Here is a 15,050-nt window from a genome sequence, read left to right on the forward strand (position 1 = left end):
ACTTGTGAAATATGAATGTGAATCACGTTATACGAGATAAATAATGAGCCGCCTCGAAGACCTGGAAGCGTTCATCCACATCGCTGAAACGGGAAGTCTGACGAAAGCCGCGCGCCATCTCAGCCGCTCGCTACAGGCCGTCAGCCGTTCTCTTGCCGCGCTGGAAGAGGACGTCGGCGTGCAACTGATCCATCGCACTACGCGGCATTGCTCTCTCAGCGAAGCGGGCGAGGCGTTCTTCCGGCGGGTCAAACCGGCGATGGAGGAAATAGGCGAGGCCCGGCTGGAGGTTGCAGACCGCCGAGCCGCGCCGTCGGGCATATTGCGTGTCGGCGCGCCGGTACTGTTCGGGCCGGACTTCCTGGTTCCGATCATCGCGCAGTACATGCGCGCATACCCGCAGATGGAAGTCGATCTGCAATTGACGGATACCTTTGTCGACCTGTCCGCCGCAGGCCTCGATCTGGTCGTGCGCATCGCAGACCTGCCGGATTCCGGCTTGCAAGGAAGACGATTGGGAGCCTTGCGCAGAGTCGTATTCGGAGCGCCTTCCTATTTCGAACAGTATGGCCGTCCCGCGCATCCTTCGGATCTGCGGCAGCACGCCTGCATTGTCAGGACTCTCGATCAACGCTCGGGGCAGTGGGCCTTTGAGATAGACGGCAAGCGGCGCAGCGTCGGGGTGCGGGGTCCGTTCCGGACCAACACGATGGCGGCGATCTATTCCGCGGTCAGCGCCGGACTCGGCATCGGCTATTCGCCGCTATGGCAGATCAGGCACCTGCTGGATGCGGGGCAGGTGGAAGTCATACTCGAAGCGTTCGAGTCCAAGCCTGTGCCCATACACGTGCTTTGGCAGGAGCACAGGCTTCCGCCTGCCAAAGTGCGGGCTTTTATTGATTATCTGGCGGCTGGGCTGAAGCTCGATCGGTTCTAGGGGCGCCGCGGGAGTCTGCGGGCGAGGGCGCCGCTACTATCCCAAGCGCGGCACGGTAGACTAAGAATCCCCGTATCCTGATGCGCACTTTCGCTCCAAGGAGGATCATCATGCCGGTATTTCAGATCAAGCACTTGGACCATGTCGTGCTCAGGGTTCAGGACCTGACGCGTAGCGTGGACTTCTATACGAAAGTACTGGGCTGCGAGATCAAGAAGAAGAACGATGAGTACGCAATGATCCATCTGAGCGCCGGCGGTTCCATGATCGATCTGGTCGATGTGCAGGGGCCTCTGGGCGCCGCGGGCGGGGCAGCGCCAGGGAAAGACCGGCACAACCTGGACCACTTCTGTCTTCGCGTCGAGCCGTTCGATGAAACGGCCATCCTCGAGCATCTGCGAGCTTTCGGCATTGCTGCGGACAAGGCCGTGTTGCGGTATGGCGCGGAAGGCGAGGGGCTTTCGATCTACTGCTTTGATCCCGACGGCAATCAGATCGAACTGAAGGGGCCTGCGATCTAGGGCTGGCGCAGGTTGGATCTCTGTATTAGGTCAACGCACCGGCAGCAGATATCTCAAGGCCTGCATAAAGCCACGCGGCGCCACGGTGAGATGGTCTTCGTCATTCAGGACAACGGACTTCAGTTTCAAACCTGGATATTTCCGGCTTTGCAGCGCCGCCTCCAGCGCCCGGTTGTCGGCGACCATGTCCACCGTCTGGTTGTAGCGCCGGTCGCCTTTGCGCAGGGCTTCGTAGGCGCCAACATAAAGAAAGACATTCGCCGTCAGGTCCCGATGCTGCTGGGCATAGCCCGCTTCCAGCTTCAAGGCATGCCGTTTGTCGTACCAGAGGGACGGGCTGCCGAGGACATAGCCGTTGAACATGCCGGGCTCGGTGAACAGGATCTGCGTCCCCAGCAGCGCCCCATAGGAGTGGCCGAGAAAGAGGGCTCTGGCCGGGTCGGTCCGGTAGCGGGCGGTGATGTAAGGCTTTACCTGATCGCGCAGATACGCTTGATAGGCCCGCGCCTGACCATGGACCGCATTGGCCGGCGCGGTGCTTGGGCCGTTCGGTGTAGGCGTGTAGTCGCGCTGGCGGCTGACTCCGCCATCCTCGCCTTTGCCATATGACAGGCCGACAAGAATGAACTCCTCGATCCGCGGTCCTTCCACGTTCAGGCGGCGCGCCAACTGCCGGATGATAGGGAAGGCATAGTCGGCGTCGGTAACATAAAGCACGGGGTAGCGCCGTTGCGGCTGCTTCGCATAGGACGGCGGCAAGGCGACGTAGACCTGATAGCCGCGGCCCGACACGGGATCGGGCACGTCCCAGACTTCGCTATCGGCGATTTCGTATGGGCGACCCTCGCCAGATTGCATCTTGGGCGTCGATTGGGCCTGGGCTTGCGTCGGGCCGCCATGTAGGCCGAAGCTGACGAGGAGGGCAATCAACAGGGCATTCAGAAGGCGTCGTTGCATGGGGGAGGGCTCGGCAGCCTGCAAGTTTGAGCACATGAAGTGGGCGGAATTGTAGACTGGCACCATAATCCCGGTCCGTTGCCGCCAGCAGACGTGACGAGTTCCTCAAGCTTGCTGCCAGGAAGATCGCCCTGCAAATGCGCCGCGACGACGGCGTTCGTACCTCCAGGAGCAAAATCATGGCCACAACCCTGCGCGCAATCCGTTCAGACATCACGAAGCTCGAGGTGGACGCCATCGTGAATGCCGCGAACTCCTCATTGCTGGGCGGCGGCGGCGTCGATGGCGCCATCCATCGCGCGGCGGGCCCGGATCTAGTGCACGAATGCAGATTGCTGGGCGGTTGCAAGACGGGGGACGCGAAGGTGACCAAGGCCTATCGCCTGTCCGCTCAATACATCATTCATACGGTGGGGCCGGTGTGGCGGGGCGGGGATGGCGGAGAACCGGCGCTGCTGGCCAGCTGTTATCGCCGATGCATCGAGCTGGCGCAAGAAAGAGCGGTCAAGTCGATTGCGTTCCCCAGCATCAGCACGGGGATATATGGGTATCCTATTGAGCGGGCGACAGAGGTGGCCGTCGCAAGCGTCCGCGAAAGCCTGGCTGAGGACTCATCCATACGGGAGGTGATCTTCTGCTGTTTCTCAGCGGAAGATCTCATTCAATATGAGCGCATCTTGAATGGGCCACATGCATGACTCTGCAAAGGCGCGGTCGCCAAGGCGCAACATGGCCCGCTGACCTAGTTCAGCGTTCGAATGAACCGGTGCAGCCGCCAAAGCGCCAGTCCAACGAAGAGGCTCAGGCAGGCCGAGATGAAGGCTGCCGCGAGCGCGGCCGGATTGACTTTTTCTAGTGTCCAGGCGAGAGCCGCTGCTGCGGACAATGGCAGGGCGGCGGCAGAAATCAGAGTCGCCGCCAGCATGCTGGCCGAAGGATGTAGTCCGAACCATGCTGCGTGATCCGGTTTTTGGTTTGACTTTTGAATACGCCTGAGCAAGTCATGGAGAAGAATCAGGAAGTACGCTTGCACGCAAGCCAAAATGACCATAGCCCCAAAAATCGCACCCTCACGGGGCAGCTTGAGGCCAAATAGATCTACTGCCTGGTCGCTTGCGGAGTGAAGAGCCTTCACGCGCTGAATTGCCTCGTCAATATCAAAATCCTGAAAGCCGTCGGAGACTTCCGCCAACTCATGAAACGCGGCGGCGTATGTGCCGCTGCGCCATGCCGGATACATTTTTTGGAGTGCGTATGGGTCGATGGGCGCCTGCACAAGCTCGAACGGAATGGTGATTTGCACGTCGCGCCTGGGCTCATAACGTGTAGGCCCGAGTTCCAGGATCAGGTCGATTACCTGATTCTTGTCAACCCCGGAAGGTGCATGAGGCTTGCTCAAGCGTGTCGATGCCGGCGGATAGTCATCGTCGGGTGGTTCCGATCGTGCCTTGAAGCACATGCTGTGGATGTAGGAATCGGCTTCAACACCAGAGAACGAGCGGCGAACCCGCACCTTACAGTTCCTTTCCTGGATGTTGCTTGGGAACTTTATGTTGGGGCCCGAGACGACCACGCCGCGTCGTAGTGCATCCCAAAGATCCTCGAAGCTTGCAAGCGAGCGGTTGGACAAAGACAAGTCGGCGTCAAATTGCCAAGCTGCGTATGCCCACAGCTGCTCGGGCTGCAGTTCCGCGTACCCCTGAAACCACAGCTCAATTGGGGGAGGATTGTTCATCTGCATCACTCCGATTGCACTAAGCGATGCAAAGTCGCCTGCCACTGGAATGATCGAGTCCAGGTAAATCTGCTGTCGTAGGGCAGGCCAGCGGCTCATGACCTCCCGGATCTGAAGGGCTTGTGTCAGCGCGGTGTTCAGCTTATGGAATTGGCTATTTACAACGCCGACGAAGATCGCGATCGAGAGCATGATCAAGCCGAATTGCATGCCGCGGAGCTGGCTAAGCAGCTCTGCCGGAAGGCTCGCGGGCACCACAGCGGCGGTTGGCGCCGACTTCTTTTTGCGCTTCATGCGTATTTTTCCGTACTCGTTCGGGTGCGTTGCACCGCTCGCCAACGGTTTTCGGAACAGCAAGTGTGACGCGGATCGCCGGCCTGAACGTCGTGGCGATGACGTTGACTTTAGCGCTGAACGTTCGAGTTCGTCGAGCTTTGGAAGCTGGCAAGGCAGTCGCCTATCTCGGGACGTGCACTAGCCGGTATTCAGTATGGCGATTGTCCACATGGCCGGCACCTTGGTGGCCGGGCCGGCGGGTATTCGCGTATTTCCGGATATGCGCTGCAGGTGCTCATGGAGGACACGTTGACAATGCGCCCATGATCGCGCAGGACGGGCAGGGCTTGCTGGATCAAGAAAGGGGATCTTCAGGTTGACTTGGAGTGCCCAATCGAACGCGTCCACCGGCAGGTGGCCGCGCAGGCCTACGCTTGCATTGTTGATCAGCATGTCCGGGCGCTGGGATAACGCCTCGGCGTTTCTTTGGGGGAAAAACGGGTCGACGCATAACGGCGATACTTCGACAGGCGTCGTACATCCACGGGCACCTATCGGAATATCGGAAGTAGATGAAACCTCATTTCAAGTTCCAGCCAGGCTTCAAATGCCTGTTCAAGGTGGCTGAATTCTCCGTGGATCGTCCTTCGGAGGCCTCGTTCCAGGTACAAGATTGCGTAGCCTGACGCAGTTTCCACTAGCCAATTGCCATCATCGTTTGGCTTCGTAGTGATAAAGCAGCCCAAGCCGCGCCGCCGAGCTTCCGCAGAAATTTCCGAAAACGAAACAGTCCAACTCGGTGGCAGACGGCTCCAGGCGCCACCACAGTAGCGATGGACCAAGTTCCACACGCGGCCCGATAATACGGCGTCGATTTGCTCAAGCTCTGGAATTTCCACCTCATTCCCTTACTCTGACTCCCGGAGAATTGGCGATTTTCAGGGATATCCCTGAGCATGTCTACGACCGTTTTTGGGTCGGTATTTGACTTGGGAATGCTTGGGCTTGCTTCGAGCGGAACATGCGCTGCCGATCAACGATGATGCGGCCAGCCAATCCTACAGCCGCTGCCCGCCCGTCGCATCAATACGCTGCCCCGTGATCCAGCGCCCCTCATGCGACGCCAGAAAGGCGACGATGTCCGCAATGTCCTCAGGCTGCCCCACGCGCCCCAATGCAATCGTCTGGGCGATGACCTTGCTCTGCTCCGGATCGCGTGCGCGGGCATTGAGGTCCGTGGCCGTGGCGCCGGGCAGGACGGCGTTCACGGTAATGCCGCGTGCGCCCAATTCGCTCGCCAGCAGCAGGGTCAGCGCTTCCAGGCCGGCCTTGGCCGGCGCGTAGACGCTCATTTCCGGATAGGCGGCGCGCGTGCCCATGGAGGACACGTTGACGATGCGGCCATGGTCGCGCAGGAAAGGCAGGGTCTGCTGGATCAGGAAGAAGGGGGTCTTCAGGTTGACCTGCAGCACCCGGTCGAACGCGTCAGGAGTGACTTCCGGCAGGCGGGCGCGCAGGCCCACGCCGGCGTTGTTGACCAGGATGTCCAGGCCGTCGTCGGCGTAGCGTTCCTTGAGCGAGGCGCGCAAGTCCCGCGCCAATGCTGCGGCGGCGTCCGCCAGCGCCAGGTCGGCCTGCAAGGCCCAGGCTTGGCCGCCAGCTGCCTGGATCTGGCGCACGACCTCGTCGGCGGCATCGCCAGCGCTGTTGTAGTGCACGGCGACGCGCGCGCCGCGCCGGCCCAGGGCCAGCGCGATGGCGCGGCCGATGCCGCGGCTGGCGCCGGTCACGAGCGCGGTTTTGCCCACGAGGCTGTCGGGGAATTCAGTCTGGCTCATGCCGTTTCCGTTTCGGGTTGGGTCCACGCATGCTGCGCTTCCAGTTCGCGCGCGGCAAGCAGCAGCGCGTTGCGGTCGATCTTGTTGGTGCCGGCCCAGGGCAGTTCATCCACGAAGCGGATGCGCCGCGGATGCTGGTAGGCGGGGCCGTGCTCGAGCGCGTGGCGCTTGAGCGCATCGGCATGCAGTCGGCTGCCGTCGCGGCGCACGACGAAGGCGACGGGGATATGGCCGCGTTCCTCGTCGGCCAAGGGCACCACGCAGCTCTGGCGCACGTCGGGGTGCGATTCCAGCAGTTTCTCGACCTCGACGGGATAGATGTTCTCGCCCGAGCAGACAAACATGTCGTCGGCGCGGCCCACGAAGTAATAGAAGCCGTCGGCGTCGCGCCGCAGCACGTCGCCGCTGTAGTACCAGCCGTCCTTGAGCACCTGTGCGCTCTTTTCCGGGAGGTTGTGATAGCCGGCGAGCACTGCGGGGTTCTTCATCAGCAGCACGCCCTGGTCCGGGCCAGGACCGTCAGCGAGCCGCACCTGGGTGGGATCGAGCGGGTAGCCCAGCGCCAGCGCGGGCGTGGGCAGGCCGTCGGGATGCGGGCCAAACACGGCGGGGCCGGCCTCGGTGGTGCCGTAGCCGTGGGTCACGCGCACGCCGGGCAGGGCGCGCTGGATGCGTTCCAGCAGCGCCACGGTCATGGGGGCCGAGCCCAGCATGACGCGGCTCAGCGCCGACAGGTCGCGTCCTTGCAGCAGCGCCGGGTCCTTGACCAGTCGCGCGAACATGGTGGGCACGGCGGTCAGGACAGAGATGCGGTAACGCTCCAGCGCGTCGGCATAGGCGGCGACATCGAATGAAGGCTGGATCACCAGCAGGCTGTTGCTGGCGAAGGCGCGCTTGGCCATGAACAGGCCGTTCATATGGAATAGCGGCTGGGCCAGCAGGTATCGTTCCTGCACGCCGGCGCGGGCGACGACGGCGGCGGAGGTGGCAGCCAGCGCCCACAATTGGCCGCGATGCGTGAGCGGCACGCCCTTGGGCTTGCCGGTGGAGCCCGAGGTGTACAGCATCTGCGCGATGTCGTCGGCCTGCGGCGTGACGAAGCCGAAGTCCGTGGGCGCGATCTGCGCGGCAAAGCCTTGCGGACCGGCGTCGTCGAAGTCCAGCACCGGCACCTTGGCTTCGAAGGCGGCGCGGCGCGGGCCGTCCACCAGTGCGAGCGCGATGCCGGCGTCGCGCAGTACATAGTCGATGTTCTCTTGCGACTGCTTGATGTTGACGGGAACGGCCACGTAGCCCGCCCGCATGATGCCGAAATAGGCGATCAGGTACTCGGCCCGGTTCAGCGCGGCGATGGCGACGCGGCTGCCCGGCGCCAGGCCGCGCGCGGACAGCCAGGCGGCCACGCCGCCCGCCAGCAGGCGGACCTGGGCGTGGGTGTAATGCCGCGGCGTGTCGGACTGGCGCAGGTCGATGATGGCGGGCAGATCGGAAGACAGTTCCGGGTCGGCCAGATGGCCCAGATTGAGCAGGGAATGCGTCATGGAATTTTCCGGAAAGAATGCGGCTCAGCGCTTTTGCAGCTTGGGGTTGAGCGCGTCGTTCAGGCCGTCGCCGACCAGGTTCAACGAGAGCACGGCCAGCATGATGGCCACGCCCGGCACGGCGCAGATGTACCAGGAAGAGCGGATCAGGCTGCGGCCTTCGCCGACCAGCCGGCCCCAGCTGGCGATGTTGGGGTCGCCCAGGCCCAGGAAGGACACCACCGATTCGTAGAGGATGGCGCCGGCCACGACCAGCGAGGACATCACGATGACGGGAGGCAGGGCGTTGGGCAGGATTTCCGCGGCGACGATGCGCAACGGACTCATGCCCAGCGCGCGGCAGGCCTGCACGAACTCGCGTTCCTTGAAGGACAGGAACTCGGCCCGGGTCAGGCGCGCGATGGGCGGCCAGGACACCAACCCTACGGCCAGTGTGATGTGTTCGATGCGCGGCCCCAGGATGGACACCACCGTCAGCACGAACACGACGTTGGGAATGATCTGGAACAGTTCGGCCACGCGCATCAGGCCCTCGTCGACCCAGCCGCCGGCCCAGGCCGCGGCCGCGCCCACGCTCACGCCGATCAGCGTGGCGGTGGCCGCGGCCACCAGGCCGATCAGCAGGGTGGCGCGCGCGCCGTGGGCGATCATGGCGGCGATGTCGCGCCCCATGGAATCGGTGCCCAGCGGATGACGCCAGGATTCGAACGGCCAGACTTCCGGCGCGCCGACGATGCGTAGCGGGTCGGTGGGATACAGCCAGCCTGCGCCCACGGCCAGGAAGGCAACGAGCGCGAGCAGCGCGGCTCCCGCGACGGCGCCGCGGTTGCGCGCAAAGCGCGCCGCGAACGAGGCGTGGCGGCGGCGCGATGCCGCGGGCAGGGCAGGGGCAAGAGTGGGGGATGCGGACATGTCAGGCAGCCTTGATGCGCGGGTCCAGCCGCGTGTAGATCAGGTCGACGGCGATGTTGGCGATGATCACCACGAAAGAGCTGAGCACCAGGATGCCCAGGACGACGGGATAGTTGCGGCTCATGACGCTGTCGAACAGCACGGCGCCGATGCCGGGCCAGCTGAACACCGCCTCGACCACGATGCTGCCGCCCAGCACCGCGCCCAGTTGCAGGCCCAGCAGCGTGACGATGGGCAGGAAGGCATTGCGCAGCACGTGGCGCAGGACCACGGCGCTGCGCGTCAGTCCCTTGGCGTACGCGGTGCGCACGAAGTCCATGCGGCTGACTTCCAGCATCGAGGCGCGCATCACGCGGGCATAGGCGGCGGAATAGAACAGCCCCAGGGCCAGCGCCGGCAATGCCAGGTGGTGCAGCACATCCAGCGCCTGGCGCCAGGCGCCGCCGGACAGGCCGATGGTCACCATGCCGCCCACCGGAAACCAGCCCAGCTTGACCGAGAACAGCACGATCAGCATGATGCCCAGCCAGAAGCTGGGCGCGGCAAAGCACAGCACGGCGAACACCGACACCGCGCTGTCCCACCAGGTGTTGACCTTGACGGCCGACACGATGCCGGCCGCCATGCCCACCAGCACCGCGATGGCGAGGCTTGCGCCCATCAGCAGCAGCGTGGCTGGCAGGTGCGCCAGGATCACGTCCAGCACGGGCAGGTTGTGGCGGTAGGAATAGCCCAGATCGCCGCGCGCCACGGAGCCTATGTACTTCAGCAACTGCACGGCGGGCGGCTGGTCCATGCCGTAGGTCACGCGCAGGCGCTCGATGAGCGCCGGGTCGGTGACCTGCTGCTCGGCCGTCATCACGTCCAGGAAGGTGCCGGGCACGGATTGGATGAGCGCGAAGTTCAGCACCACCACGCCCAGCAGCAGCGGGACGGCCTGGGCCAGCCGGCGCAAGATCAGTCGGATCGGCATGCGTGCGCCTCAGGCCTGCAGCCAGACGTCGGCCAGGGTTTCGCCCTGGACGTTGGCGCCGGTGGTGAAGTTGCGCACGTTCTTGCCGGCCAGCGTGAACGACTGGATTTCCACCAGCGGCACGTGCGGCACGTCGGTCGAGGCCAGGCGGGCGAACTGGTGCGCAAGCGTTCGGCGCGCGTCCGGGGCGGTCTCCTGGGTCAGCTTGGCGACCAGCGCGTCCATTTCCGGGTTGGAGTAGCCGGTGGCGTTGCGGAAGGCGGCGCCCTTGACGATGCCGTCGGTGGTGTAGAACTGGGTGACAGTGGGCACCAGTTCCAGCGGCGAGGTGAAGTTGGAGACGGCGATGTCGTAGTCGTAGTCGCCATAGATGCGCTTGAGCGCCGTGGCGCGGTCCACGGAATCCAGCTTGACCTCGATGCCCACGTCCTGCAGCGCCTGCTTCAGGTACTGGCCGAGCTTGGCGTTCTCCTCGAACCAGGCGGCGGCCACCAGGTTCACGGTGAAGCGCTTGCCGTCCTTCACCGGCAGGCCCGCGGCGTCCAGCAGCGCGGCGGCCTTCTTGGGGTCGAACGGATAGCGCGGCACGTCCTCGGTGTAGAACAGCGGGTTGCTGCTGAAGACCGGCGCGATGGCGGGCTTGCCGCGGCCGTAGTAGATGGTGTCGACGATGAACTGGCGGTCGATGGCGTGCAGGATGGCCTGGCGCACCTCGCGGCGGTTGACGATGTCGCGGCGCTGGTTGAATTCGGCGGTCACGGTCCAGGCCGAGTTCTGGTAGCCGCGCGTGTCCACCACCACCTTGCCGGTCTTGAGCAGGCGGTCGATGTCGCGGGCAGGCACCGGGTTGGAATAGGCCAGGCCCAGCTCGCCGGCCTCCAGCGCGGCGCCGCGCGTGGCGGGGTCGCCCCACCAGCGGATGATGAGGCGGTCCAGGTTGGGCTGGCCGGCATTCCAGTAGCTGTCGTTGCGCAGGTATTCGACGTGGCTGCCGCGCACCCACTTGCCGTACTTCCAGGGGCCGGTGCCGACCGGTGTGTTGTTCAGCGGGTTGGTGATGATGTCGCGCCCGTCGTACAGGTGTTTGGGTATCAAGAGCTGGAACTGGCCGGCCAGGGTGGATTTCAGGAAGAACTCCGGAACCGGCGCGTCGAAGTTCAGCACCACGGTCAGCGGATCGGTCGCGGTCGCGCCGGTCAGCGACTTCAGCGCGATGCCGGCGGAAATCGGCTTCCAGTGCTGCAGCACGTTGTAGACCACGTCGGCGGACGTGAACGGCGCGCCGTCGTGCCAGGTGACGCCTTCGCGCAGCTTGATGGTGTAGCTGCGGAAGTCTGCGGCGGGCGTCACGGACAGGGCCAGCGCGGGCTGGAACTTCAGGTCGGCATCCAGCTTGAGCAGGCGTTCCAGGATCTTGGTCGCGGTCTGGAACGGGCTGGACCCGCCGCCGCCGGGCACGAACAGGGCCTGGGGCTCCAGGCCGCCCCAGCTGGCGACCAGGGTGCCGCCTTTGCGGGCGGGGCCGGCGTCGGCGCCGGGCTGGGCAGTCGCGGCCAGCAACGCCTGGGGCGCGATGCCCAGGCCGGCGGCCAGGCCGCCCGCGGCGGTACGGGTAAGGAAGGCGCGCCGTCCGGGGCGCTGCGCGGTGGTCATGATGGTGTCCTTGAAGATGAGAGCCCGCTCAGCCCTGGGCGAGCGTGGCGTAGGTGGCGCGGCCGATGGCCACCAGCGCACCCTGGTCGTTGTAGAGGTCCACGTCGGCCACGCCCACGCTGCGGCCGTTGCGGCGCACGCGGGCCACGGCGGTCAGCGCGGTGTTGACGGCGGGACGCAGGTAGTCGACGCGGAAGTTGATGGTCGGCAGGCCGCGGCCCAGCAGCATGCCGACGGCGAAATCGCCGACGGTGTCGATCACCGCGGCCAGCGGGCCGCCATGCCATTGGCCGCTGGCCGCGCCGCGCTCGAATTCCGGGCGCATGGGGGCCAGCACGGTCAGTTCTCCCTGTTCATGGTTCACGTCGCGCACCGACAGGCCGAGCCAGGCGATGAACGGCGAATCGTCGAACCTGGCCTGGATGGCCGCGGCGTCGAGGGTGGCAGCCGGAGCCAGCGCCTTCGGGTTCGCGCTCATGCCGACACCAGCACTTTGCCGACGATCTTGCGATCTTCCAGCGAGGCCAGCGCCTGGGCGCCTTGTTCCAGAGGCCACTTGCGGTCCACGTGGACGCGCAGCCGGCCGTCGCGCACCAGCGCCAGCAGCTCGTGCAGGTCCTCGCGTTCCCAGCCGTTGGAGCCGCGGATCTGCAGCTCGAAGGTCCAGATATAGCGCAGGTCTTCCTTGGGATCGAAGCCCGCGGTCGCGCCGCAGGTCAGCAGGCGGCCGCCCAGGCGCAGGCAGCGCAACGATTTGACCCAGGTGTCGCCGCCCGTGAAGTTGACCACCACGTCCACGCCGCCCGGCTTGCCGCTGCGGCGGCGCGACGGCTTGCCGAAGCGCTCCTGGACCGCCTCGAGGAAGTCTTCCTCGGTGTACAGAATGATGTGGTCGGCGCCCAGGGCGCGCAGCGTCTCGGCCTTTTCGGGGCTGCCGGCGCAGGCGATGACTTCGGCGCCAGCCAGCTTGGCCAATTGCACGGCGCACACGCCCACGCCGCCGCTGGCGCCCAGGATCAGCACCTTTTCGCCTGGCTGCACCTGGCCGATGCGGTTCATCATGCGCAGGGCGGTGCCGTAGGCCACGGGCAGCGCCGCCGCCTGATCGAAGCTGACCTCGTCGGGCAGACGCAGCAGCTGGTGCGCCGGTACGCGGCACAGTTCGGCCAGGCCGCCATGAATCGTCTCGCCCACCAGGCCGCCATCGACCCGGTCTATCGGGTCCACCAGCACGCGGTCGCCCGCCTTCCAGTCGCGCACGTTGGCGCCGGTCTGCACCACCACGCCGGCCACGTCCAGGCCGATGATGACGGGAAAGGGCAATTTGATACCGGGCATGCCGCGGCGAGTGAACACGTCGTGGTAGTTCAGGGACGAGGCCCCGACGCGGATGACCACGTCGTCGGGACCGGCAACGGGATCGGGGAATTCGGTTTCCAGGCGCAGCTTGTCGGTGCCGCCGTGTTCACGCAAAACAATGGCTTTCATGAGTCTCTTGATGGATGGGTAGGGAAAGAATCACCACGCGGCCAGGCCGGCGATGGCCTGGCGCGTGATCTGCAGGCCGTGGGCCACGACATTGCGGCGCCAGACGCTGGACACGGGTACGAAGGCATCGACCAGATCCGCCCGCAACTGCGCATCGCGCGCGGCGTCGGGCGCGGCCGGGGACTTGAAGCGCAGCCATTGGTCCAGCCTCAGGGCCGGCCGCATCTGCAGGCCGCGCGTGCCGAATTCGACGACTGCGCCGGCCAGCGGCCGCTGGCCCAACGCTTGCTGTACGCCACGGAACACCAGTCCCTGGTAGTCGGGACGGGCCAGGCCGTGCGGGCGCTGCCCCAGTACGCGATCCGCGCCCCACCAGGCCGCGGCTTGCGCCTGCTCGGCGCTGCCGTCGGGGTTGAAGCACAGAAAGAAGGGCTCGCCGAATTCGCCGATGCCGGTGTGCCAGTCAATGAAGGCCACCCGTTCGCTCGCGCCCAGGTGCTCGTCGACGATGCGGCGCAGCGTGCGGTTGGACCATTCGGGGCCGTTGCCGCCATAGACCAGGCCGTCCGGGTGCGTGTACTGGCCGCTGGCCGTGACGTTGAAGAGCGCGTCCGCGCCGTGCTCCTGGCGGAAGCGCTCCAGCGCCTCGGCGCCGGCGTCCAGCGCGGCCTCGGTCCAGTGCTGCGGGATCAGGTGCGGATGCAGGCTGGCATAGTGCGGGTTGGGCGGTGCGGCCCGGGTGTGGTCGATGAAATTGCGGTTCAGGTCGACATTGTTTTCGGTGGTGCGCGTGTCGTGCGCATAGCCGTAGGGATTCAACGCATGTACCAGCACCACGTTGACGCCGTCCGGCAAGGGCAGGCCGCCGTCCGCCTGCAGCCACGCGAGCTGCACCGCCGAGCCGGCCGCGCCTTCGAGGCCGTGGGTGCCGCTGATGGCCAGATGGGTGCGGGCGGCGCCGGGGCGGCCCAGCACCGCCACGTCTACGGTCAACGGCCGGCCCTGCGGGTCGCGCGCCGTGGGATGTTCGTGGCGCGAGAGCGCGGCGCCCCGCGCCGCGGCGGCGGCCACGAAGGCCTCGCGCGCTGTTGCGTAGTCGGCGGAAAAGCAGGTCCAGTAGTCGGGCAGGGGCTGGCCCATCATGCCTCCTGCACGAAGACTTGCAGCGCGCCGGCAGCATGCTCGGGCGCCACCGCCAGTTCGCCCTGTGCGTTGGCGCGGTACGGGACCTCGTTGGCGTCGAGCCACGCGCGCGTCTGCCCGATATCGCGCACGCCGATGACCGATCCCGCGAACCAGCCGCCCTGGCTGCTGGCGGGCAGGCCAACTGGCACGCGCACATGGGGGAAACGCTGCTCGAAGGCGGCGGGCGCGAGGAAGTCGATGCGCAGGCTGCCGCGCCGCACTTGCAGGCCCTGGTCAGGAAGCTCGCTGATGGCAATGGGGCCCAGCACGCGTTCATACGCGGCGCGCAGGGCGCGCGGCTCGGGATGCACGGCGATCAGCGACTCGATGCGGCGGGCGCCGTTGGCATGATCCTGCCATTCGGGCCGGTAGACCAGATGGCGCGTGAGATGGCCGCAGGTGAAGAAGTCCGGCACCGCGAAGAGGCCCGCCGGAAACTGGGTGTTGTTCCAGGCCGCGTCCTCGCTGCCGGCGGGCAGGTGCACCGGACGGCCGCCGCGCTGCGGCGCTTCGGCGTCTATGCCCAGGCGGGCAAGCTCGGCGTGCACGGCGCTGCTGTCGGTGGTCTGCAGCGCGACGGAGACCGGGCCTTCATAGGCGTCGTCAAAGCCCGCAAAGCGCGACTGCTCGCGCAGCTCCGGCGGAAATGCCAGCAGCTCCAGGTAATTGGCATCCAGGATCAGGGTCTGGTTGCGCGTGCCGCGATGGTGGCGGCCTTGCGGCGCCAGGGCAAAGCCCAGCTTCTGGTATTGGGCGGTTGCGGCCTGCAGGTCATGCACCCGGATGATGTAGTGGTCCAGTCCGGTGACTGAGGGTATGGACATCGCGTTTCCTGAATTTGCTTGACGGAAGCGGGCAGTCTGGCCGAAGCGCAGGCGGGCCAGAACGATTGAATTCGCATGTGGATATTTGCTTTCTGTTCGCGCCAGGGGACAGGAGGCATCCGCATATTCATATCTGAAAGTCTTCTTTGCTCCTGGGCCAACCCGCAAGCAGCATGGTGGTCCGTTCAAAGCACATCCCTCTACAACGAC

At 65.5% G+C, this 15,050-nt stretch carries 15 protein-coding genes; 3 read left to right on the plus strand and 12 right to left on the minus strand.

Annotated features, from left to right (window positions below; all coding sequences use genetic code 11):
- Positions 1-43 precede the first annotated feature (43 nt).
- Positions 44-937 (plus strand): LysR family transcriptional regulator, encoded by an 894-nt coding sequence (locus tag IB257_RS02660; protein WP_192491823.1) that lies wholly within the window; start codon positions 44-46, stop codon positions 935-937.
- 110 nt (positions 938-1,047) lie between these two features.
- Entirely contained in the window at positions 1,048-1,458 is a 411-nt protein-coding gene (locus IB257_RS02665; protein ID WP_192491824.1) for a VOC family protein, read from the plus strand.
- Between the two features lie 30 nt (positions 1,459-1,488).
- Here the strand turns inward: IB257_RS02665 and IB257_RS02670 are convergent, their stop codons facing one another.
- Positions 1,489-2,415: an alpha/beta hydrolase gene (locus tag IB257_RS02670; protein WP_225588723.1), complete on the minus strand. Its 927-nt coding sequence runs from the start codon at positions 2,413-2,415 to the stop codon at positions 1,489-1,491.
- A 179-nt stretch (positions 2,416-2,594) separates the two neighbouring features.
- On the opposite strand from IB257_RS02670, the gene IB257_RS02675 reads away from it, so the two are divergent.
- Complete coding sequence (locus IB257_RS02675; RefSeq protein ID WP_054454641.1) at positions 2,595-3,113, plus strand: O-acetyl-ADP-ribose deacetylase; 519 nt, start codon at positions 2,595-2,597, stop codon at positions 3,111-3,113.
- 44 nt (positions 3,114-3,157) lie between these two features.
- Here the strand turns inward: IB257_RS02675 and IB257_RS02680 are convergent, their stop codons facing one another.
- The 11 genes from IB257_RS02680 to IB257_RS02730 form a co-directional block, all read right to left on the minus strand.
- On the minus strand, positions 3,158-4,444 hold the full coding sequence (locus tag IB257_RS02680) for a hypothetical protein (RefSeq protein WP_192352061.1): 1,287 nt from the start codon (positions 4,442-4,444) through the stop codon (positions 3,158-3,160).
- Positions 4,445-4,624: 180 nt separating this feature from the next.
- A complete protein-coding gene (locus IB257_RS02685; protein ID WP_175213306.1) occupies positions 4,625-4,879 on the minus strand; it encodes a hypothetical protein in 255 nt (84 codons plus the stop codon).
- A 605-nt stretch (positions 4,880-5,484) separates the two neighbouring features.
- Positions 5,485-6,264, minus strand: a complete 780-nt coding sequence (locus IB257_RS02690; protein WP_175160704.1) for an SDR family oxidoreductase — start codon at positions 6,262-6,264, stop codon at positions 5,485-5,487.
- Positions 6,261-7,805, minus strand: coding sequence for a class I adenylate-forming enzyme family protein (locus IB257_RS02695; RefSeq protein ID WP_175180882.1), 1,545 nt, complete (start codon positions 7,803-7,805; stop codon positions 6,261-6,263). The genes IB257_RS02690 and IB257_RS02695 overlap by 4 nt, the downstream gene beginning before the upstream one ends.
- Positions 7,806-7,829: 24 nt before the next feature.
- Positions 7,830-8,717: an ABC transporter permease gene (locus tag IB257_RS02700; protein WP_175160708.1), complete on the minus strand. Its 888-nt coding sequence runs from the start codon at positions 8,715-8,717 to the stop codon at positions 7,830-7,832.
- A 1-nt stretch (position 8,718) separates the two neighbouring features.
- Complete coding sequence (locus tag IB257_RS02705) at positions 8,719-9,690, minus strand: ABC transporter permease (RefSeq protein ID WP_088140359.1); 972 nt, start codon at positions 9,688-9,690, stop codon at positions 8,719-8,721.
- A 9-nt stretch (positions 9,691-9,699) separates the two neighbouring features.
- Positions 9,700-11,343, minus strand: coding sequence for an ABC transporter substrate-binding protein (locus tag IB257_RS02710; protein ID WP_175180884.1), 1,644 nt, complete (start codon positions 11,341-11,343; stop codon positions 9,700-9,702).
- Between the two features lie 28 nt (positions 11,344-11,371).
- On the minus strand, positions 11,372-11,821 hold the full coding sequence (locus IB257_RS02715; protein WP_054454625.1) for a PaaI family thioesterase: 450 nt from the start codon (positions 11,819-11,821) through the stop codon (positions 11,372-11,374).
- Positions 11,818-12,831, minus strand: coding sequence for a zinc-binding dehydrogenase (locus IB257_RS02720; RefSeq protein ID WP_192491825.1), 1,014 nt, complete (start codon positions 12,829-12,831; stop codon positions 11,818-11,820). The genes IB257_RS02715 and IB257_RS02720 overlap by 4 nt, the downstream gene beginning before the upstream one ends.
- A 30-nt stretch (positions 12,832-12,861) precedes the next feature.
- Positions 12,862-13,971: a DUF2817 domain-containing protein gene (locus IB257_RS02725; RefSeq protein ID WP_192354460.1), complete on the minus strand. Its 1,110-nt coding sequence runs from the start codon at positions 13,969-13,971 to the stop codon at positions 12,862-12,864.
- Complete coding sequence (locus IB257_RS02730) at positions 13,971-14,840, minus strand: VOC family protein (protein ID WP_192491826.1); 870 nt, start codon at positions 14,838-14,840, stop codon at positions 13,971-13,973. Before IB257_RS02730 ends, IB257_RS02725 begins: the two co-directional genes overlap by 1 nt.
- Positions 14,841-15,050: the final 210 nt, after the last annotated feature.

The sequence above is a fragment of the Achromobacter sp. ACM03 genome (assembly GCF_014851665.1).
Taxonomy (GTDB): Bacteria; Pseudomonadota; Gammaproteobacteria; order Burkholderiales; family Burkholderiaceae_B; genus Achromobacter; species Achromobacter aegrifaciens.